The 19,879-nt window shown below is 68.1% G+C and carries 19 protein-coding genes; 7 read left to right on the top strand and 12 right to left on the bottom strand.

The annotated features are described in order from the left end of the window. Positions 1-76: 76 nt before the first annotated feature. Positions 77-790, bottom strand: coding sequence for an RNA pyrophosphohydrolase (locus AC07PR_RS18395; protein WP_377160158.1), 714 nt, complete (start codon positions 788-790; stop codon positions 77-79). A 136-nt stretch (positions 791-926) separates the two neighbouring features. Here AC07PR_RS18395 and AC07PR_RS18390 point away from each other — a divergent pair, with 136 nt between their 5' ends. The 3 genes from AC07PR_RS18390 (at position 927) to AC07PR_RS18380 (ending at position 4,483) form a co-directional block, all read left to right on the top strand. Then, entirely contained in the window at positions 927-2,669 is a 1,743-nt protein-coding gene (locus tag AC07PR_RS18390; RefSeq protein ID WP_495136138.1) for a proline--tRNA ligase, read from the top strand. Further along, the gene (locus tag AC07PR_RS18385) at positions 2,666-3,766 is read left to right on the top strand and encodes a DUF418 domain-containing protein (RefSeq protein ID WP_495136137.1); all 1,101 of its coding nucleotides are present in this window, start codon (positions 2,666-2,668) and stop codon (positions 3,764-3,766) included. Before AC07PR_RS18390 ends, AC07PR_RS18385 begins: the two co-directional genes overlap by 4 nt. 75 nt (positions 3,767-3,841) lie before the next feature. After that, positions 3,842-4,483 carry a lytic transglycosylase domain-containing protein gene (locus tag AC07PR_RS18380; RefSeq protein ID WP_483107847.1) on the top strand — a complete coding sequence of 214 codons (642 nt, stop codon included), beginning with the start codon at positions 3,842-3,844 and terminating at the stop codon, positions 4,481-4,483. A 24-nt stretch (positions 4,484-4,507) separates the two neighbouring features. On the opposite strand, the gene AC07PR_RS18375 is transcribed toward AC07PR_RS18380, so the two are convergent. The 6 genes from AC07PR_RS18375 to hemA form a co-directional block, all read right to left on the bottom strand. Further along, a complete protein-coding gene (locus AC07PR_RS18375; protein ID WP_483107846.1) occupies positions 4,508-5,101 on the bottom strand; it encodes a UbiX family flavin prenyltransferase in 594 nt (197 codons plus the stop codon). Beyond that, positions 5,101-5,415: a Grx4 family monothiol glutaredoxin gene (grxD, locus tag AC07PR_RS18370; protein WP_377160166.1), complete on the bottom strand. Its 315-nt coding sequence runs from the start codon at positions 5,413-5,415 to the stop codon at positions 5,101-5,103. Before grxD ends, AC07PR_RS18375 begins: the two co-directional genes overlap by 1 nt. A gap of 180 nt (positions 5,416-5,595) precedes the next feature. Further along, positions 5,596-6,213, bottom strand: coding sequence for a hypothetical protein (locus AC07PR_RS18365; RefSeq protein WP_377160168.1), 618 nt, complete (start codon positions 6,211-6,213; stop codon positions 5,596-5,598). A gap of 206 nt (positions 6,214-6,419) precedes the next feature. Next, positions 6,420-7,259: a peptide chain release factor N(5)-glutamine methyltransferase gene (gene prmC / locus AC07PR_RS18360; RefSeq protein WP_495136136.1), complete on the bottom strand. Its 840-nt coding sequence runs from the start codon at positions 7,257-7,259 to the stop codon at positions 6,420-6,422. Then, the gene (gene prfA / locus AC07PR_RS18355) at positions 7,256-8,347 is read right to left on the bottom strand and encodes a peptide chain release factor 1 (protein WP_431100194.1); all 1,092 of its coding nucleotides are present in this window, start codon (positions 8,345-8,347) and stop codon (positions 7,256-7,258) included. The genes prmC and prfA overlap by 4 nt, the downstream gene beginning before the upstream one ends. Positions 8,348-8,468: 121 nt before the next feature. Next, positions 8,469-9,797 carry a glutamyl-tRNA reductase gene (gene hemA, locus AC07PR_RS18350; protein WP_431100193.1) on the bottom strand — a complete coding sequence of 443 codons (1,329 nt, stop codon included), beginning with the start codon at positions 9,795-9,797 and terminating at the stop codon, positions 8,469-8,471. Positions 9,798-9,937: 140 nt separating this feature from the next. Between hemA and AC07PR_RS18345 the strand changes: the two genes are divergently transcribed. Then, a complete protein-coding gene (locus AC07PR_RS18345) occupies positions 9,938-10,210 on the top strand; it encodes a hypothetical protein (RefSeq protein WP_495136135.1) in 273 nt (90 codons plus the stop codon). A gap of 49 nt (positions 10,211-10,259) precedes the next feature. On the opposite strand, the gene miaB is transcribed toward AC07PR_RS18345, so the two are convergent. From miaB to AC07PR_RS18330, 3 genes are all read right to left on the bottom strand, one after another. Continuing rightward, positions 10,260-11,600 (bottom strand): tRNA (N6-isopentenyl adenosine(37)-C2)-methylthiotransferase MiaB, encoded by a 1,341-nt coding sequence (gene miaB / locus AC07PR_RS18340; RefSeq protein WP_495136134.1) that lies wholly within the window; start codon positions 11,598-11,600, stop codon positions 10,260-10,262. Positions 11,601-11,620: 20 nt separating this feature from the next. Continuing rightward, positions 11,621-12,085 carry a hypothetical protein gene (locus AC07PR_RS18335; protein WP_495136133.1) on the bottom strand — a complete coding sequence of 155 codons (465 nt, stop codon included), beginning with the start codon at positions 12,083-12,085 and terminating at the stop codon, positions 11,621-11,623. Positions 12,086-12,256: 171 nt separating this feature from the next. Then, complete coding sequence (locus AC07PR_RS18330) at positions 12,257-12,922, bottom strand: L,D-transpeptidase (protein ID WP_495136132.1); 666 nt, start codon at positions 12,920-12,922, stop codon at positions 12,257-12,259. A 466-nt stretch (positions 12,923-13,388) separates the two neighbouring features. Between AC07PR_RS18330 and AC07PR_RS18325 the strand changes: the two genes are divergently transcribed. From AC07PR_RS18325 to AC07PR_RS18315, 3 genes are read left to right on the top strand one after another with little or no spacing between them, the layout of a single operon-like run. Beyond that, a complete protein-coding gene (locus AC07PR_RS18325) occupies positions 13,389-16,640 on the top strand; it encodes an efflux RND transporter permease subunit (protein WP_483109302.1) in 3,252 nt (1,083 codons plus the stop codon). Then, a complete protein-coding gene (locus AC07PR_RS18320) occupies positions 16,630-17,850 on the top strand; it encodes an efflux RND transporter periplasmic adaptor subunit (RefSeq protein WP_495136131.1) in 1,221 nt (406 codons plus the stop codon). Before AC07PR_RS18325 ends, AC07PR_RS18320 begins: the two co-directional genes overlap by 11 nt. Before the next feature lie 26 nt (positions 17,851-17,876). Beyond that, positions 17,877-19,346: an efflux transporter outer membrane subunit gene (locus tag AC07PR_RS18315; protein ID WP_495136130.1), complete on the top strand. Its 1,470-nt coding sequence runs from the start codon at positions 17,877-17,879 to the stop codon at positions 19,344-19,346. 25 nt (positions 19,347-19,371) lie between these two features. On the opposite strand, the gene AC07PR_RS18310 is transcribed toward AC07PR_RS18315, so the two are convergent. Both AC07PR_RS18310 and AC07PR_RS18305 read right to left on the bottom strand, forming a co-directional pair. Then, on the bottom strand, positions 19,372-19,680 hold the full coding sequence (locus AC07PR_RS18310; RefSeq protein WP_495136129.1) for an addiction module antidote protein: 309 nt from the start codon (positions 19,678-19,680) through the stop codon (positions 19,372-19,374). 3 nt (positions 19,681-19,683) lie between these two features. Beyond that, positions 19,684-19,872, bottom strand: a complete 189-nt coding sequence (locus AC07PR_RS18305) for a type II toxin-antitoxin system RelE/ParE family toxin (RefSeq protein WP_483109301.1) — start codon at positions 19,870-19,872, stop codon at positions 19,684-19,686. Between the last annotated feature and the right edge of the window lie 7 nt (positions 19,873-19,879).

Below are 19,879 nucleotides of genomic sequence, written 5' to 3'. Positions count from 1 at the left end.
CGGCGCCGAAGCGCGAACACCAAGAACAATGGCGCCCGAGGGCGCCATTTTCATTTCCACGGCGGGTTGCGGGCCGTCAGTCCTTCGCGGGCTCCACCGGACCACCATGGGCCGCCGCGGGGGGGGCGACCTCACGGGCGTCGCGCGATTCCTGATGGGAAACCTCTGCATGCGCGGTGCCGTCGTGCTCATGGGGCCGGTGATCGAAGCGCTCATGCCGGTGATGGTCCTGATCACCATGGTCGCCATGTCCGCCCTGGCGGTCGCCGCGCGGAGGCGGCCGCATGCCGGCGCGCAGGTAGCGGTTGTGGTGATTCAGGCGCGGCAGGAAACGCGCCAGTTCAGTCAGCGCCATCTGATACACGCCGCGCTTGAATTCGATCACAGCCTCCAGCGGCACCCAGTACTCGTTCCACCGCCAGGCATCGAACTCGGGATGGTCGGTGGCGCGCAGGTTCATGTCGCTGTCACGCCCCATCATCTGCAGCAGGAACCAGATCTGTTTCTGCCCGCGGTAATGACCGCGCGCGTCGCGCCGGATGAAGTGGTCGGGAACCTCGTAACGGAGCCAGTCCCGCGTGCGCGCGATGATGCGCACGTGGTCCGCAGTGAGGCCAACTTCCTCATGCAGCTCCCTGAACATCGCCTGCTCGGGCGTCTCTCCATGCTTGATGCCCCCTTGGGGGAACTGCCAAGAATGGGTGCGTATGCGCTTGCCCCAGAACACCTCGTTCTTGTGGTTGAGCAGGATGATGCCGACGTTGGGCCGGAAGCCTTCACGGTCGAGCATAATCAACCTTCAAATCATTCGTTGGATTGATTATTGCACCGGGGCTGCAACCCGGCGCGATCATCGCTAACCCTCGGTGATGCACGGTTTTTTCCGCGGCGGCCTGGCTGACCGCGGACTTTTATTTTCTGCGCCCATGAAAGCCTCCCAGTTCTTCATCTCCACGCTCAAGGAAGCGCCCGCCGATGCGGAAATCGTCAGCCACAAACTGATGATGCGGGCCGGCATGATCAAGCGCCTGGGCGCGGGCATCTACAACTACATGCCGATGGGCCTGCGGGTGATCCGCAAGGTCGAGAACATCATCCGCGGCGAGATGAACCGCGCTGGCGCGGTCGAACTGCTGATGCCGGTCGTGCAGCCGGCCGAGCTGTGGCAGGAGACGGGTCGCTTCGACAAGATGGGCCCGGAGCTGCTGCGCGTGAAGGATCGCCACGGGCGTGACTTCATCATCCAGCCGACGTCGGAGGAGGTCATCACCGACATCGCGCGCCAGGAGCTCCGCAGCTACAAGCAGCTGCCGAAGAATTTCTATCACATCCAGACGAAGTTCCGCGACGAGCGCCGCCCCCGCTTCGGGATCATGCGCGGCCGCGAGTTCACGATGAAGGATGCGTACTCGTTCGACCGCGACAAGGAGGCGGCCGGTCGCAGCTACGACGCCATGTACACGGCCTACGGCAGGATCTTCGACCGCCTGGGTCTGCAGTACCGCGCGGTGGCGGCGGACACCGGCGCGATCGGTGGCGATCGCTCGCATGAGTTCCAAGTCATCGCCGAGACCGGCGAGGACGCGATCATCTATTGCCCGACCAGCGACTACGCGGCCAACATCGAGTTGGCCGAGGCGCTCTCGCTGATCGCCACCCGCGGCGCCGCGACGCAGACGCTGGCGAAGACGCCGACGCCCGGCAAGGCCACCTGCGCCGATGTCGCCGAGCTGCTGAAGCTGCCGCTGTCGCAGACGGTGAAGTCGCTGGTGCTGGCGACCGACGAGCTCGACGAGCACGGCACGATCGTCAAGTCGCAGGTCTGGCTGCTGCTGGTTCGCGGCGATCACGACCTGAACGAGGTGAAGGTCGGCAAGCTCGAGGGCCTGAAAGGCGGTTTCCGCTTCGCGACCGCCGCGGAGATCGACGCCCACTTCGGCTGCAAGCCCGGCTACCTCGGCCCGATCGGCCTGAAGCAGCCGCTGAAGATCATCGCCGACCGGACCGTCGCGAACATGGCGGACTTCGTCTGCGGCGCCAACGAGGCCGACTTCCACTTCACCGGTGCGAACTGGGGCCGTGACCTGCCCGAGCCCGACCTGGTGGCCGACATCCGCAACGTCGTCGAAGGTGATCCCTCGCCGGACGGCAAGGGCGTGCTGGCGATCCAGCGCGGCATCGAGGTCGGCCACGTCTTCTATCTCGGCACGAAGTATTCGGCCGCGATGAACGCGAGCTACCTCGACGAGAACGGCAAGCCGCAGCTGATGGAGATGGGTTGCTACGGCATCGGCGTGACCCGGATCCTGGGTGCGGCGATCGAACAGAACCATGACGAGCGTGGCATCGTCTGGCCCGACGCGATCGCGCCCTTCACCGTGGTGGTCTGCCCGATCGGCATGGATCGCAGCGACGATGTGAAGGCGGCCGCGACCAAGCTGCACGAAGAGCTGCTGGATCTTGGCATCGACGTGCTGCTGGACGACCGCGGCGAGCGCCCCGGCGCGATGTTCGCGGACTGGGAGCTGGTCGGCGTGCCGCACCGCGTGGTGATCTCCGATCGCGGCCTCAAGGAAGGCCAGGTCGAGTATCAGGGCCGCCGCGATGCCGCCGCGACCAAGCTGCCGCTGGCCGAGGTCATCGCTCATCTGAAGCAACGCCTGGCGTGAATCCGGCCCGTCCGCCGCAGCGCGTCGCGGCGGTGGACGCGCTGCGCGCGATCGCACTTTTCCCGGTGATCGCCGTCAATTGGGTCGGCTACCCGGCCCTGCCGGATGCCGGACCGCTCAGCCCGCCATCGCCGGCCGATGGGGTCGTGGCCCAGGTGATCTCCTGGTTCCTGCATGCGCTCATCGCGGGCAAGGGCATCGCGCTGCTCGCCTTCCTGTTCGGCTACAGCCAGGGGCTGTCCCAGTCGCGGGGCGATGAGGCCTTGGGCAAGCGCCGGCGTCGGCTGGTCAAGATGCTGACGCTCGGCCTGCTGCACGGGACCTTTCTCTACATGGGCGACATCCTGACGCTCTACGCCGTCGCCGGCGCGGTGCTGGCGATCTGGGCCGGGCATTCGATGGCGATGCTGAAGGTTCGACTGCGCGTGTTGATCGCGCTGGAACTCGCGGTGATCGCGCTCACCGTCCTGATGGCCAGCATGCCGCTGTCAGGCGAGCCGTCGATGCCGCTGTCGGCGCCGGCGTCATGGGGCGACTGGACGCTGCGCAACGCGGGACACTTCCTCGCGTCGACCATCGCCTTCGCCACCCTGGGTCTGCCGACGCCGCTGCTCTTGATGACCGCGGGATTGATGGCGGCACGCTTGCGGCTGTTGTCCCACCCGCGCTGGGAGCCTGCGCTACGGCGTTGGTCGCGCCGCTGGCTCTGGCCGGCGGTGGCGACGAACATCGCGTTCGCCACGCTGCTCTGGCCCGGGCTGCGAGATGGCGACACCTCCGTCACCAGCCGCTACGCGATCTTCTATCTCTATCCGACGATGCTGCTGTTGAGCGCCGCCGTGCCCGCGCTGGTGCTGCGGTTGCGCGGCAATCCGCGACTGCTGAACGCGCTCGCGCCGCTGGGGCGGCACACGCTCACGCTGTATCTCTCCAGTTCGGTCCTGAGCTTTGGGCTGTTCGGCGGTGCCGGCCTGGCGTGGCAGCCGGGGACGGTGGTGGTGGCCGGTCTCGCGCTCGCGTACTGGACCGGGGGCCTGCTGCTCGCACGGGCGCGCGGTCCGAGACCTTTGCCGCTGGAGCGCTGGCTGTCCCGCTGACGGCGGCGGCTCGCGCCGTTATGCTGCCGCGCCTCTTCCTTCCGCATTCCGATCGATACCGATCCCGCTGTTCCCGTGACTGATCCTGGCTTCAAGACGATTGCCCCGACTTCGCGCCGCGCGCTGCTGCTCGCCGGCGCGGCCGTCTGCCTGCCGCGCCAGGCGCTCGCCGGCGCCCAGGTGGAGGAGCCGTTGGCCGACGCGGTCCGCTCCGCGCTGTCCGCGGCGATCGCCTCGGACGCGCCGCCCAAGCCGCATTTCGATTCGATCGAGCCGCGCCTGGCTTACCTGCGCTGGCTCGGCGAAATGAGCGAGCGCATGAAGCGCAAGAAGAGCGAGACGCAGACGCGGATCGAGTTTCTCGAGACCATCTGGTACGAGAGCGCCCGCGCGGGCCTCGAGACGGCGCTGGTGCTGGGACTGGTGCAGGTGGAGAGCGGTTTCCGCAAGTACGCGATCAGCGTCGCGGGCGCGCGCGGCTACATGCAGGTGATGCCGTTCTGGACGCGCTCGATCGGCGATGGACAGGTCTCGCGGCTGTTCCACATGCAGACCAACCTGCGCTTCGGCTGTGTGATCCTGCGGCACTACCTCGACCGCGAGAAGGGGGACCTCTTCCTCGCGCTGGGACGCTACAACGGCAGCCGTGGACGGCCCGAATACCCCAACATGGTGATGGGCGCCCGCAAGGCCTGGCTGATGCCTGGGCAGACCTGACGCCAGGTCAGGCCCGATCTCAGATCAGGATTGAGGCCGCAGGCCCAGCCACGCCTGCGGCGTCGCGCCGGGCAGTTGCGCCAGTTCGAGCACGCGCTCGACGGTCTCCGCCACCATCTCGTCGATCGACTTGGGCTTCAGGTACAGCGCCGGCAGCGGCGGAAAGATGATGCCGCCCATCTCGGTCACCGCGGTCATGTTGCGCAGGTGGGCGAGGTTGAACGGCGTCTCCCGCACCATCAGGATCAGCCGCCGGCGTTCCTTGAGCGTGACGTCGGCGGCTCGGGTCATGAGGTTGTCCGACAGCCCGTGCGCGACCGCGGCCAGCGTGCGCATCGAACAGGGCGCGACAACCATCGCGGCGGTCGGGAAGCTGCCGCTGGCGACACAGGCACCGACGTCGCCGGGCGCGTAAGCGAAGTCCGCCTCGCGCTCCAGCGCGTCGCGTGCGAGCCCCAGTTCATGGTGGGCGTTGAGCACGCCGGCGGGGCTGAGGATCAGGTGGGTCTCAGCGCCGATCGCCCGGGCCCGGCGCAGCAGTTGCAGCCCGTAGGCGGCGCCGGTCGCGCCGGTGATGCCGACGATCAGGCGTGGCCGAGGCGCCGCAGCTGCCGTCATCAGGCCTTGGCCAGCAACTGCTGCAGCTCGCCGCTCTCGTACATCTCCATCATGATGTCGGAGCCGCCGACGAATTCGCCGTCGATGTAGAGCTGCGGGATCGTGGGCCAGTTGGCGTAGTCCTTGATGCCCTGGCGGACGCTTTCGTCCTCGAGCACGTTGAAAGTCTTCAACTCGCTGGCACCGCTGGCCTTGAGGATCTGGATCGCGCGCCCGGAGAAGCCGCACATCGGGAACTGCGCAGTCCCTTTCATGAAGAGCACGATGCGGTTGCCCTTGACCAGGTCGTCGATGCGTTGCTGAACGTCGCTCATGGCGGAGATCCTCTGAAAGCTGATGCGGGAAGGCGTATGCGCTGCACGGCAGGATCCGTTCCGGGCTACGAAGCCTGGGCCGGCGCGGTGCCGCGCGATTCGTGGATTATCAAGCAGCGCGCAAGCCCGCGCTGCGCAGGGCTCAAGTCGCTCGCGCGGCGTCCGGCCAGCGGGAGAGGATCAGAAGCTGTAGCTGACGCCGAACTGGACGACCGGCTTGTAGCGCAGGTCCTGCGACAACTCGCCTTGCGGGGCGCTGTTGCCCAGGCGAAGGCTGGAAGCACCACCGCCCACCACGCCGACGTCGGCGCTGAAACCCCAGCCGCCGCGCAGCGAGTAGCTGGTATAGCCGACGCCCACGTAGGACAACGACAGGTTGGGCTCGCGCTCCGGTCCGGTGAGCAGACTGAGGCTCCGACGGCCGGCCGACAGCGATGGCGAGACCGCCGCGCTCTGGCCCAGTGCCAGGCCGGAACTGCTCTGCAGCAACGACATCGGGCCGAGCATCAGCCCGCCGGTGGCCCGCAGGCCGCCGCGCGTGCCGGCGCCCAGGCCGGATCCGGTGAGGTAATAGTCCGCCAGCAGGTTCGCGCTCAGCAGGCGGCTGCCATTGCGGGCGTCGAAGGAGAGACTGCCGCTGTCCTGGCTCTGGCTCAGCTGAAGCCGGCCTTGCCAGTTGGTGAACGCCTTGCGATCCGGTTTCAGTTGCAGGCCCTGTTGAGCCCAGGCGGCGCCAGCCATGCAGACACTGCCGGCCAGGACCACGGCAACGCGCAGGAGCAAGGGGGCGGCGCTCATGACAGGTCTCCCAGACAGACGACGAACCCGTTTCAAGATGGATCAAAACGGGCACCAAGTCAGACCATGCTACGCCCGCCCCGATGACCGCGCCAGATCGAGTTGAGGGGGATTCCCGGCACTGTTGCGGATTCCCGGCGCGGTTTCTCGCAGTGTGGAAACAGTCTGTGAGCCGCGCCACATTCCTGTGAGGCGCGGCACATTCCTTACGCCGTCCAGCGGCCGCCGGTGGCGCGGGCTTGGCCGCCCAGGTCGCGGCGGTTCTCCACGTCGACGAAGCCGCGTGCGCTCAGCAGATCGGCCACCGCGTCGGACTGGTCATACCCGTGTTCCAGGAGCAGCCATCCGTTGGCGCGCAGCCAGACCGGGCCTCCCTCGATCAGTTGCCGCAGATCGGCCAGCCCGTCGCCTTCCGGCGTCAGCGCCATGCGCGGCTCGTGCCGCAGGGCGTCGAGGTGATGATCGTCGCCGGCAACGTACGGCGGGTTACTGATGATCAGGTCGAACGCCAATTGACCCGCCAGCGGCTCATACCAGCTGCCGAGATGCGCGTCGACCGACAGGCCCAGCCTGCGCGCGTTGTCCTGGGCGACGGCGAGGGCCCCGGCGCTGGCGTCGACCATCCGGACGTCCGCTTCGGGGCGTCGCGACTTGATTGACAGCGCGATCGCACCGGTGCCCGTGCCCAGGTCGACAACTCTCGGCGCGGGCAGGTCGGCGATCCGTTCGAGGGCCCATTCCACGAGCACCTCGGTGTCCGGCCGCGGGATCAGCGTGTCCGGCGTGACGCGCAGCGTCAGGCCGAAGAATTCCTTTTCGCCGCTCAGGTAGGCGAGCGGCACGCCGTCGAGGCGGCGGGCGAGCCATTCCTGGAAGCGCTCACGCCGCGGCGCATCGAGCGGATCCGTGTCGTGTGCGATCAGCCAGGCGCGCGAGACGCCCAGCAGCGCCTGCAGCAGGTATTGCGCCTCGCCGCGAGGCAAGCCAGCGGTGATCGCGGCGCGTTCGGCTGCTGCAACCGTCATCGCATCGTTGGAAGCGCTCATCCCTGGCCGCCTTCCAGCGCCGCGAGCTGTTCCGCGGCTTGTGCCTGTTGCAGGCCGAGCAGCACGTCGGCGAGATCGCCGTCCATGATCGCGCCGAGCTTGTAGAGCGTCAGATTGATCCGATGGTCGGTCAACCGTCCCTGAGGGAAGTTGTAGGTGCGGATGCGGTCGCTGCGGTCGCCGCTGCCGATCAGGCTCTTGCGCTGCGCGGCTTCCTTGGCGGCACGCTCGTTGCGGTCCTTGTCGCGCAGCCGCGCGGCGAGCACCGCCATCGCCTTGGCCTTGTTGCGGTGCTGGCTGCGGTCGTCCTGGCACTCGGCGACCAGACCGGTCGGCAAGTGGGTGATCCGGATCGCGCTGTCGGTCTTGTTCACGTGCTGCCCGCCCGCGCCGCTCGCGCGGAAGGTGTCGATGCGCAGCTCGGCGGGGTTGAGCTGGATCTCCTCGGCCTCGTCGGGCTCCGGCATCACCGCGACCGTGCAGGCGCTGGTGTGGATGCGGCCCTGCGACTCGGTGGCGGGCACCCGCTGCACGCGGTGGCCGCCCGACTCGAACTTCATCTGCCCGTACACGCCGTCACCGTCCAGGCGCATCACGATTTCCTTGTAGCCGCCGAGGTCCGATTCACTCGCCGACAGCACCTCGCAGCGCCAGCCCCGGCCCTCGGCGAAGCGCGTGTACATGCGGGTCAGGTCGCCCGCGAAGAGCGCCGATTCGTCGCCGCCGGCGCCGGCGCGGATCTCGAGGAACGCGGGCCGATCGTCGTCCGGATCCTTGGGGATCAGCGCGAGCTGCAGTTCCTGATCGAGTTGCGCCAGATCCGCTTCGGCGCCGGCGATCTCCTCGCGCGCCATCTCGATCATGTCGGCGTCGCCGCTGTCGAGCAGCTCGCGGGCGGCGGCAAGGTCCTGCTCGCGCTGGACATAGCGGCGGTAGCGCTCGACCAGCGACGACACCTCCGACTGCTCGCGCGTCAACGCGCGATAGCGCTTCATGTCGGCGGCGACGCTGCCGTCGGCGAGCGTGCTGTCCAGTTCCGCCAGCCGATAACCGAGGCGGTCGAACTTCTGGCGCAGGGCGTCTTTCATGGGCGTGGGCAGGGGAAAAGCGGAGGGACGACGGTGCGGTCCGTGGACCGCGAGCGGAAAGGCACGGCGTGCCCCGAAGAGAGCGACCGGAGCCGGTCGCCCGTGCGCGAGGAACGCGCCGCTACGAATCCGCTTCGTCGCCGAGTGCGTCCGGACGGGCGCCCGACGCCTTTGCGCTGCCGCGCAGGAACAGGCGCGACACCGTCTGCGCCATCTGCAGCCGCTGCTCGCCATCGCTGCCGTTGAGCTCGGCCATCGCGCCGTGCAGCATCTTCTGCGTGAGGCCGCGTGCCAGCGCGTCCAGCACATCGTCGATGTCCTCGCCCTTGGCGATCAGCTTGCGTGCGCGCTGGATCTCGGCCTGACGCCAGCTGTCGGCCTGCTGGTGCAGGGCCTGGATCAGCGGGACCGTGTGGCGCTGGCCCAGCCAGTGGACGAAGCTCTGGACGCCGGTCTCGATGATGGCCTCGGCCTGCTGGACCGCGGCTTGGCGCTTCTCGCCGGCGGTCTGGACCAGCTTGGACAGGTCGTCCACGGTGTAGAGGTAGACGTCGTCCAGCTTGGCCACTTCCTGCTCGATGTCGCGGGGGACCGCCAGGTCGACCATGAACATCGGCTTGTGGCGGCGCTTCTTCAGGGCGCGCTCGACGGCGCCGAGGCCGATCAGCGGCAGGCTGGACGCGGTGCAGGAGATCACCGCGTCGAATTCGTGCAGGCGGTCGGGCAGGTCCGCCAGCCGGAAGGCTTCACCGCTCAACTGATGGGCGAGCTTCTCGCCGCGCTCCTGCGTGCGGTTGGCAATGGCGATCGCCTTCGGCCCCTTGGCTGCGAAATGCGTGCCGACCAGTTCAATCATCTCGCCCGCGCCGACCAGGAGCACCCTGATGTCAGTGAGGTTCTCGAACAGTTGCGAGGCCAGTCGCACCGAGGCCGCGGCCATGCTGATCGAATGGCTGCCGATCTCCGTGGAGCTCCGGACTTCCTTGGCCACCGAGAAGCTGCGCTGGAACAGCTGGTGCAGCGTCGTGCCGAGCGTGCCGGCCGAATCCGCCTCACGCACGGCCTGCTTGAGCTGGCCGAGGATCTGCGGTTCGCCCAGCACCATCGAGTCCAGCCCGCTGGCGACCCGGAAGGCGTGCCGCGCGGCGGCGCCGTCCTCGACCACGTACGAGTGGTCCATCAGCGTCGAGCTGCCAACCCCGCCGACCTGAGCCAGCCAGTCGACGGCGGGGCGGACCATGTCGGCGTCGCCGGCGACATAGAGTTCGGTGCGGTTGCAGGTCGAGAGGATGGCCGCTTCAGCCGCGGCGGTGCGGCGGCGGTGGGGCGTGCCGATCTGGTCCTGGAAGCGCAGCAGCGTCGGGGCCAGTTGCTCGAGCGTGAACGCGAAACGTCCACGCAGATCGAGCGGCGCGGACGTGTGGTTCAGACCCAGGGCAAAGACGGACATGCAGCGATTATAAAATTCCCGCCCGACCCGTGTCTCGCACGGGCCTTGGCGGCGCGCTCATCGCCCCGGGATGCGTCAAGAATGACGTCGCTCGACCGCCGTCCTGTTACATCTACCCCTCGCGCGGAGCGTACCGACCTGTGGATCCACTCGACGCCGTCTGGCATTTCGGCAACCTGTTCCTGCCCGCCTGGGGTGTCGCGGCGCTGATGGCGTCAGCGCTCAAGCTGATCTGGCGTGAGACCGTCTCCGGCATGCGTTGGCGCACGCTGGCGTCCTGGGGCGGGCTCGGCGGCACGTTCGGCCTCTGCGCCGCGTTGATGCTCACCGGCCGCGACGGCACGATGGCCGGCTACGGCCTGATGCTGATCGGCATCACCGCCACGCAGTGGGGCGTCAGTTACAAGCGCTGAGGGAACGCGCTACCGCTTTCGAGGGAGGGGCCGCCGCCCCTCCAACGCTTCAGCCCGGGAGATCCTCGGTCACCGGCACCTCGCCGCGCAGCGAATGCGCGAAGGCTTCGGTGATGTGCATCGGGATGATCTGGTGCATCAGCCGCTCGTGGCCCTTGAAGTTGACGATGCGGTTGCACTCGGTGCGGCCCATCAACTCGGTGGCGTCCTTGCGGGCATGACCTGACACCAGCACAGGCACGGTCTTGCCGACCATGCTGTGGTTGTAGCGGATGGCGGTCGCCTCGATCTCGGCCTGCAGCTCCTGCAGGCGGCGGACCTTCACCTCGTGCGGCGTGTCGTCGGCGAGGTTGGCGGCCGGGGTCCCGGGACGCGGGCTGAAGATGAAGCTGAACGACGCATCGAAGCCGACGTCCCGCACCAACTGCATGGTCTTGGCGTGGTCCTCGTCGGTCTCACCGGGGAAACCGACGATGAAGTCCGACGCGATGCGGATGTCCGGTCTCACCGCGCGCAGCTTGCGGACGATGCTCTTGAACTGCAGCGCGGTGTAGCCGCGCTTCATCGCCATCAGGATGCGGTCCGAGCCATGCTGCACCGGCAGGTGCACGTGGTTCACCAGCTTGGAGATCGTGCCGTAGGCGTCGATCAGGCGCTGGCTGAACTCGTTGGGGTGACTGGTCGTGTAGCGGATGCGCTCGATGCCGGGGATCTCGGCGACGTATTCGAGCAGCAGCGCGAAGTCGGCGATCTCGTCGGTGCCGCCCATCGATCCGCGATAGGCGTTGACGTTCTGGCCCAGCAGCGTCACTTCCTTGACGCCCTGGTCGGCCAGTCCGGCGACTTCCTCGAGCACGTCCTCGAAGGGCCGGCTGACCTCCTCGCCGCGGGTGTAGGGCACGACGCAGTAGGAGCAGTACTTCGAGCAGCCTTCCATGATGGACACGAAGGCGGACGCGCCCTCGACCTTGGCCGGCGGCAGGTGGTCGAACTTCTCGATCTCGGGGAAGGAGATGTCCACCTGCGGGCGCAGCTGCTGCTGGCGCTGGGCCAGCATCTGCGGCAGGCGGTGCAGCGTCTGCGGACCGAAGACGACGTCGACGTAGGGGGCGCGTTCGATGATCGCCGCGCCTTCCTGGCTGGCGACGCAACCGCCGACGCCGATCATCACGCCCTTGGCCTTCAGGTGCTTGATGCGGCCGAGGTCGGAGAACACCTTCTCCTGCGCCTTCTCTCGGACGGAGCAGGTGTTGAACAGCACCAGATCGGCCTGCTCGACGTCGGTGGTGGGTTCGTACCCTTCGGCGGCGCGCAGGACGTCGGCCATCTTGTCCGAGTCGTACTCGTTCATCTGGCAGCCGAAGGTCTTGATGAAGACTTTCTTGCTCATGGCTTCAAGGCCTCACGACATCAGGGCTTGCGCCAGACCTGGCTGGCCTGGTCGAACACCAGCTTCGAGGCCTGGTCCGGCGTGGTCGGCCAGGACTTGTTGGTGAGCTCGACCTCGCTCAGCAGCCAGATCTCCATGAGCAGGCCGTTGATGTCGCGGGTGTAGAGCACGGTGGCCTTCTGCTCGTAGAGCGAGCCCGGCGTGGCGACCAGATCGACCGCGTTGCGGATGCGGGCGCCGGGCGCGAGCCGCGCCGGCTTGCCGTTGAGCAGCACGTCGGGCGTGACGCCGAAGACGATCTCGCCGCGCAGCGCGCGCTGCGGGAAATAGCGGTGGCCCGGGGCGATCTGGGCCTGGGCGGAAGTCGGCGTCGCGATCGCGGCGACGCCGCCGAACGTGGCGACCAGCGAGAACAGGGCGGTGCTGGCGGCCGCCGCCATCATCGAGCGACGGCGGGGCGGGACGGGCGGGGCACAGCGGTACATGGTGTAGATCCAGTGGCTGCGGAAATGCGCAAGGGCGCAAGTGTAGCGGGCGTGGTCCCGTCGCCGGCTGGGGCGGGCTCCCGGTTTCCGATGGTGGCCGGGCGGTCCGGAGCGATTCAGAGGGCCGCTCGAAGACGGGTCAGTGGGGGCTCAGGGCGGCCCAGGCGCGGCTCAAAGGCGCCCGCTGGCCGTGTTCTGTGCCACGGCCGCGGAGGCCGGTTCGGGCAGCACGTAGACGACGCCCGGCCCATGGCCGAGCACCGGCGCGACGACGCGGTCGAAGAAGTCGCCCGTCACGACCACGCAACCCAGCGAGATCCGGTTGTCGTCCGGCGACAGCGAGGCGAGCCGCTCGGCACGGCGCTCGTAGGCCGGGCCCGGGCGCAGACGGTGGATGGCGAACGCGGCGTCGTAATCGACCCAGATGACGGTCTCGCCCTTCAGATTGGGACCGGGTTGGCTGTCGTAGCGACCGGAAGGGGTGGTCCGCAAATCCGGCGGGATGCCGGTGCTCACCATCTGACCCACGCCGGGCGCGACCGTGTCGCCGCGAGCCAGGCCCAGCAGCGCCGATGCGGCACCGATCAGATGGCCATCGGCGCTGAAGACGAAGAGTTTGGCTTCCTTCTTGTCGACGACGGCGAAGGGCAGGCCCTTGGCGTCGGCGTGTTCGAAGGCGACCCGGGCCATGGCGCGGGCCTCGGGGGACGCCGCTTCGCCATGGAAGTCGACGGTGGCCGGCGCCATCTGCGCAGAAGGCTGCGAAAGCTGCGTCCGGAGTGCGGGCTCGGCGTTGACGCCTGGAGCGACCGTCGACAGTGCGACGGCCGCTGCCATCGCCATCCATGCCTGTACCGCTTGTTTGGACTGACCCAACGACCCGATCGACTTCATGCTGCCCGATGTCTTTCTGGCGGACGGTCTTGCTTGCTCCGGCTGGGGCCGGGCGGGTCCGCTCGGGCCGCATATTAAGGAGCAACCGGGTGTTTCAACGGTCGATCTGTCGGCAAAAACGGCAGGACTTTCCCGGGAATTTGTAAGGCGTGCGCGTTGCGGCACGAGTTGGCGTACGTTAGGTACGAGATAGGAACTTCCGTCCGGTCGCTGCCCGCTTTTGCGACAGGTTTCGCACCACCTCGATGCCTGCCGCCCAAACGCGGGGTGCGATCCCCCGTACGCGTACGGTCATTACCGATCAGCAATACAGGGCGGCGCGTCGACACACAAAATCCGCGCTCTGCATGACCGGGAAGCGGTCAAAGAAGAGAGCAACGATGACACCGATCGTGGGAACCCGTCCATGCTGATGGCCGCCGTGCGCGTCGCGCTGCGACGTCCTTACACCTTCTTCGTGCTGGCGCTGCTGCTGCTGATCCTGGGCCCGCTGGCAGCCCTGCGCACGCCGACGGACATCTTCCCGGAGATCCGGGTGCCGGTCATCGCGGTGGCCTGGCAGTACACCGGGCTGCCGCCGGACCAGATGGCCGGGCGCATCTCGACGCTGTTCCAGCGCACGCTGACGACCACCGTCAACGACATCGAGCACATCGAGGCCAACACCTATCCTGGTGTCTCGGTGGTGAAGATCTTCTTCCAGCCGGGTGTGAACATTGCGGTGGCCAACGCGCAGGTCACCGCGGTCGCGCAGGTCGCCGTGCGGCAGATGCCGGCCGGCACGACGCCGCCGCTGATCCTGAACTACAACGCCGCCACGGTGCCCATCCTGCAGCTGGCGCTCTCGGGCAAGGGGCTGTCGGAGCAGCAGCTCTTCGACCTTGGCTTCAATACCATCCGCACGCCGCTGGTGACGGTGCCGGGCGCGGCGATCCCGCTGCCCTACGGCGGCAAGCAGCGCCAGGTGCAGATCGACGTCAACCCGGCCGCGCTGCAGGCGCGTGGACTGTCTGCGCAGGACGTGGCCACCGCGCTGGCGACACAGAACGTGCTCACGCCGATCGGCACGCAGAAGATCGGCGAACTCGAATACACGCTGCAGCTCAACAGCGCGCCGTCGGCGATCGAGGAACTGGGCCGGCTGCCCGTGAAGGTGGTCAACGGCTCGACCATCTACCTGCGCGACGTGGCCGACGTGCACGACGGCAATGCGCCGCAGACCAACATCGTCCATGTGGACGGCGGGCGCTCGGTGCTGATGTCGGTGCTGAAGAACGGCGCGGCGTCGACGCTGGCGATCGTCGACGGCGTGCGCGCCAAGCTCGGCGAGTTGCGGCCCTCGCTGCCCGACGAGCTCGAGGTCAAGCCGATCAACGACCAGTCGGTCTTCGTGCGCGCCGCCATCAAGGGCGTCGCGATCGAGGGCGCCATCGCCGCGGCGCTGACCAGCGCGATGATCCTGCTGTTCCTGGGCAGCTGGCGTTCGACGGTGATCATCGCGGTGTCGATCCCGCTGTCGATCCTCGGGTCGATCATCGGCCTGGCGGCGATCGGCGAGACGCTGAACCTGATGACGCTGGGCGGATTGGCGCTTGCGGTGGGCATCCTGGTCGACGACGCGACGGTGACCATCGAGAACATCAACTGGCACCTGGAGCATGGCAAGGGCGTCGAGGAGTCGATCATGGACGGTGCGCGCCAGATCGTGACGCCGGCCTTCGTCTCGCTGCTGTGCATCTGCATCGTGTTCATCCCGATGTTCTTCCTGGAAGGCGTGTCGCGCTTCCTGTTCGTGCCGATGGCCGAGGCGGTGATCTTCGCGATGGTGTGCTCGTTCATCCTGTCGCGCACGCTGGTGCCGACGATGGCGAAGTACCTGCTGCAACCGCACGCGCCGTTGACCGACGGCCACGGGCATCTGGCGCAGGCGCCATCGCGCAATCCGCTGGTGCGCTTCCAACGCAATTTCGAAGCCCGCTTCGAACGCGTGCGCGAAGGCTACCGCCGGATGCTCGAGACCGCGCTGGGCAGCAAGAAGCCCTTCCTGATCGGCTTCGCGGCGGTGGTGCTGCTGTCCTTCGCGCTGGTGCCCTTCATCGGAAGCAACTTCTTCCCGCAGGTCGATTCCGGCCAGATCCTGATGCACGCGCGGGTGCCGGTGGGCACGCGCGTCGAGGAGACCGCCGCGCGCTTCGCGAAGATCGAGCAGGCGATCCGCCGCGTGATCCCGTCCGAGAAGATCGAGACGATGGTCGACAACATCGGTCTGCCGCCGTCGTCGATCAACCTGACCTACAACAACACCGGCGTGCTGGGCACGTCCGACGGTGACTTCCAGATCGCGCTGAGGGAAGGTCACGCGCCCACGGCCGACTACGTGAGGCAGCTGCGCCAGATCCTGCCGCGCGAGTTCCCGGACACGACCTTCTCCTTCCCGCCGGCCGACATCGTCAGCCAGATCCTGAACTTCGGCGCGCCCGCGCCGATCGACGTGCAGGTGCGCGGACGCGATGTCGAGTCCAACTTCGCCTACGCGCAGCAGCTGCTCAAGCGCATCAAGGCGATCCCCGGCGTGGCCGATGCGCGCATCCAGCAGTCCAACAAGGCGCCGACCTTCAATGTCGACGTCGACCGCACGCAGGCGCAGCTGCTGGGACTGACCACGCGCGACGTGGCCAACAGCCTGGTCGTGAATCTCGCCGGCAGCAGCCAGGTCGCGCCGACCTTCTGGCTGAATCCGCAGAACGGCGTGAGCTATTCGATCGTGATGCAGACGCCGCAGCACCAGCTCGATTCGCTGGCCTCGCTGAGCAATCTGCCGATCGGCAACGGCAACCAGGCGGGCACGTCGACGCTCGGCGGCCTGGCGAGCTTCCAGCGCGTCAACAGCCCGGCGCTGATCAGCCAGTACGACGTTGCGACGATGGTGCAGATCCATGCGACGACGCAGGACCGCGACCTCGGCGCCGTCGCGCGCGACATCCGCAAGGTGCTCGCCGACACGCAGGCCGACGTGCCCAAGGGCTCGAACGTGCAGCTGCTCGGCCAGGTGCGCACGATGGACCGCGCGTTCTCGGGGCTGCTGTTCGGGCTGCTCGGTGCGGTGGTGCTGATCTACCTGCTGATCGTCGTGAACTTCCAGTCGTGGCTGGATCCGGCGGTGATCGTGTCGGCGCTGCCGGCGGCGCTCGCGGGCATCGTGTGGATGCTCTTCGCGACGGGGACGACGCTGTCGGTGCCCGCGCTGACCGGGGCGATCATGTGCATGGGTGTGGCCACCGCCAACAGCGTGCTGGTGATCAGCTTCGCGCGGGAGCGGCTCGAGGAACTCGGCGACGCGACCGCCGCCGCGATGGAAGCCGGCTTCGTGCGCTTCCGGCCGGTGCTGATGACGGCGCTGGCGATGGTCATCGGCATGCTGCCGATGGCGCTGGGCCTGGGCGAGGGTGGCGAGCAGAACGCGCCGCTGGGACGCGCCGTGATCGGCGGACTGGTCTTCGCCACCTTCGCGACGCTGGTCTTCGTGCCGGTCGTGTTCAGCATCGTGCACCGACACCACCGCAAGACCGGACCTGCTTCCGACCTTTCCGAATCGAACGACTTGACTGCCGGTGCCGCGACTGCGCTGCCCGGGGCCGGAGATCCTTCCCATGCGAACTGATGCCGACAACGCCGTTGTGTCTTCCCGTCCTCCCGCGCGCTTCAAGCTTGCCGCGACCGTCGCGGTCGTGATCGCGATCGCGGTGGTGGCGGCGGGCCTGTGGGCCCGCAAGTCCAACGCCGAGCAACTGCAGACCACGGCCGACGAACGCAGTCAGCCGAGCGTCGCGCTGGTCACGCCGCAACCCTTGACCGAAGGCGGCCTGGAGCTGCCCGCGCGGATCGAGGCTTGGTCGCGCGCGCCGATCTATGCGCGGGTCAGCGGCTACCTGAAGCGCTGGAACGTGGACATCGGTGGCAAGGTCAAGACCGGGCAGCAGCTCGCCGAAATCGAGACGCCCGACCTCGATCAGCAACTGATGCAGGCCAAGGCCGAGCTGGCGACCGCGCGCAGCAACGCCGCGCTGGCGGCGAGCACCGCCAAGCGCTGGCAGGGGCTCCTGGAGTCGGACTCCGTGTCCAAGCAGGAGGTCGACGAGCGCACCGGCGACATGACCGCCAAGCAGTCGCAGGTCAATGCGCTGCAGGCCAACGTCGATCGCATCGAGGCGCTGAAACGCTTCACGCAGTTGACGGCGCCGTTCGACGGCGTCGTCACCGCGCGCAATACCGACGTCGGCGCGCTGATCAACATCGGCGGTGCGCCGGGCAGCGAACTGTTCGTCGTTTCCGACATGCGCAAGCTGCGCGTCTACGTCAATGTGCCGCAGCGCCAGGTGGCGCAGGTCCGTGCCGGCGGCAAGGCTGTGCTGACGGTGCCCGAGCGGCCCGGCCAGCGTTTCGCCGCGACGGTGCAGTCGACCTCGCAGGCCATCAACACGGCCAGCGGCTCGATGCTGGTGCAACTGGCCGTCGACAACGAGAAGGATGAATTGCTCCCGGGCGGTTTCGCGACGGTGCGCTTCGACGGCGCGGCCTCGGCCGGCGCTGACGCGCCGGCGAATGCCGCTGTCTCGCTGCCGCCGGGCGCCGTGATCATCAACAAGGACGGCGTGCAGGTCGCGACCGTCGACGCGAGCAATCGCGTGAAGCTGCGCAAGGTCACGATCGCGCGCGACATGGGCACGAGGATCGAGCTTGGCGGCGGGCTGACCGCCTCGGATCGCGTTATCGCGAATCCGCCGGACGGCATCGCCGATGGCGACGTGGTGCGCGTCGCGCAGCCCGCGGCCGCGTCGGGTGCTGCGGCTTCGGCGAAGGGGCGTTCATGATGGAGCGCCGGTCAACCCGCCAGGCCGTGCACGTTGCTCGTGGCGTCTCGCTCGCCGCTGGCACCTTGATGGCCGCGCTGATCGCGGGCTGCGCCCAGCCGCCGAAGACGGCGTTGCCCGAGGTGCCGATGACGACGGCCTTCAAGGAAGCCCGTGGTCCCTGGGTCGAGGCTGGCGCCGCAGCCGCCGCCGCCGCGCCGATCGCGTTCGATGGTTGGTGGAAGGGCTATGGCGACCCCGAGCTCGACGCGCTGCAGCAGCGCCTGGTCGAGAACAGCCCTGACCTCGCCTCCGCGCTCGCCCGCTACCAGCAGGCGAAGGCGGCGACAGACAGTCTGCGTTCGGCGCAGTCGCCGACGCTGAACAGCTCGCTCAACGGCCAGCGCGACCGGCAGTCGGAGCGTCGCCCGTTGCGTGTGCTCGGACCGACCTCGCCGGATTGGTACAACAGCGCGACGCTCGGCCTGGACCTGAGCTACGAAGTCGACCTGTGGGGCCGCATTTCGGAACAGGTTCGCGCGGGCCTGGCGACGGAGCGGGCGGCTGCCGCGGACCTCGCCGCCGCGCGACTCGCCCTGCAGGCGCAGCTCGCGGATTCGCTGCTGCAGCTGCGGGGCCTGGATCGCGACAACGCGCTGCTCGCCGATGCCGAAGAGGCCTACACGCGTGCCTTCGATCTGATTTCTCGCCGGCATCAGGCCGGCATCGCGTCGGGCCTGGATCAGGCGCGGGCCGAGGGCCAGCTCGAATCGGCGCGCTCGCAGCGCCGGCAGTCGCAGGCACAGCGCGCGGTGCTGGAGCACGCGATTGCCGCGTTGGTCGGGGCCAACGCGTCGAGCTTCCGCATCGAGCCGGCCTCGTCATTGGATCTGGCAATGCCGGTGGTGCCGCCGGGGCTGCCCTCGACCTTGCTGGAACGCCGTCCCGACATCGCGGCGGCGCAACAGCGCGTGGTGGCGGCGACCGCGACGTTGGGCGTGGCGAAGACGGCGTTCTTCCCGTCCGTCGTGCTGAGCGCGCAGGGCGGATTCCAGAGCAGCGACTTCAGCCGCTTCCTCGAAGCACCGAACCTGTTCTGGGCCATTGGTCCGACGCTGGCCTACAACCTGTTCGACGGCGGCCGCCGCAAGGCCGAGGAAGCGCGCGCGAGCGCGGCGCTGGACGAGTCGGCGCAGCGCTATCGCAGCACCGTGCTCGCGGCGTTCCAGCAGGTCGAGGATCAGTTGGTGCTGCTGGATCGCTTCGGCGAGGCGCTGGTGGCGGAGAACAAGTCGGTCGACGCAGCGGAGCGCTCGCTCGCGCTGGCGACGAACCGCTATCGCGCCGGTGCGGCGGCTTACCTGGAGGTGGTCACCTCGCAGACGGCGGGACTGCAGGCGCGGCGCAGCGCGGTGGATCTTGCGACGCGGCAACGCCGCGCGACGGTGGCGCTCGTGAGGGCGCTCGGCGGCGGATGGAATGCGCCGGTGGAGATGAAGGCGGACGCGCAGCGCTGAGCGCCTCACGCGAGGCCCTTTGCGATCAGGCCGGATGCATGGGCATCGCCACGAGGCGCAAGCCCAGTGCCGCGCAGACCTTGCTCACCGTATCGAAGCGGGGCGAGGCGCCAGGCCGCAGGGCCTTGTACAGCGCCTCGCGGGTGATCCCGGAGTCCTTGGCGATCTGCGTCATCCCGCGAGCGCGGGCGATGTCGCCGAGCGCTGCCGCCAGCAGCGCGGAATCGTTCTCTTCGAGCACCACCGTGAGATAGATGGCGATGTCTTCTTCGGAGGTCAGATATTCGGCGGCGTCGAATTCCTGAAGGTCTGAAATCTTGATCTTCTCGCTCACGGCTCACTCCTCAAGTTGGGTCGCCACTTGAATGGCCCGCTGGATGTCGGCCTGCTGCGTGCACTTCTCGCCGCCGCCCAGCATCCAGATCGCCGTGCTGCTCCGACGCACGTAGTACATGCGCCAGCCGGGACCGAAGTGCTCACGCATTTCATGGATCACGCCGCCGCCGACAGGCGCCACGTCACCCAGGTTGCCG

The sequence above is a fragment of the Roseateles sp. GW821-FHT09H11 genome, from assembly GCF_059415845.1.
The sequence above is the reverse complement of the archived record's forward strand: the minus strand, read 5'-3'. Positions and strand labels throughout refer to the sequence as shown.

Bases quoted from the DNA above. Each gene is read 5' to 3' on its own strand.
- AC07PR_RS18395 (WP_377160158.1), bottom strand. From the start codon at position 790: ATGCTCGACCGTGAAGGCTTCCGGCCCAACGTCGGCATCATCCTGCTC.
- AC07PR_RS18390 (WP_495136138.1), top strand. From the start codon at position 927: ATGAAAGCCTCCCAGTTCTTCATCTCCACGCTCAAGGAAGCGCCCGCC.
- AC07PR_RS18375 (WP_483107846.1), bottom strand. From the start codon at position 5,101: ATGACGGCAGCTGCGGCGCCTCGGCCACGCCTGATCGTCGGCATCACC.
- grxD (WP_377160166.1), bottom strand. From the start codon at position 5,415: ATGAGCGACGTTCAGCAACGCATCGACGACCTGGTCAAGGGCAACCGC.
- AC07PR_RS18365 (WP_377160168.1), bottom strand. From the start codon at position 6,213: ATGAGCGCCGCCCCCTTGCTCCTGCGCGTTGCCGTGGTCCTGGCCGGC.
- prmC (WP_495136136.1), bottom strand. From the start codon at position 7,259: ATGAGCGCTTCCAACGATGCGATGACGGTTGCAGCAGCCGAACGCGCC.
- prfA (WP_431100194.1), bottom strand. From the start codon at position 8,347: ATGAAAGACGCCCTGCGCCAGAAGTTCGACCGCCTCGGTTATCGGCTG.
- hemA (WP_431100193.1), bottom strand. From the start codon at position 9,797: ATGTCCGTCTTTGCCCTGGGTCTGAACCACACGTCCGCGCCGCTCGAT.
- miaB (WP_495136134.1), bottom strand. From the start codon at position 11,600: ATGAGCAAGAAAGTCTTCATCAAGACCTTCGGCTGCCAGATGAACGAG.
- AC07PR_RS18335 (WP_495136133.1), bottom strand. From the start codon at position 12,085: ATGTACCGCTGTGCCCCGCCCGTCCCGCCCCGCCGTCGCTCGATGATG.
- AC07PR_RS18330 (WP_495136132.1), bottom strand. From the start codon at position 12,922: ATGGCAGCGGCCGTCGCACTGTCGACGGTCGCTCCAGGCGTCAACGCC.
- AC07PR_RS18320 (WP_495136131.1), top strand. From the start codon at position 16,630: ATGCGAACTGATGCCGACAACGCCGTTGTGTCTTCCCGTCCTCCCGCG.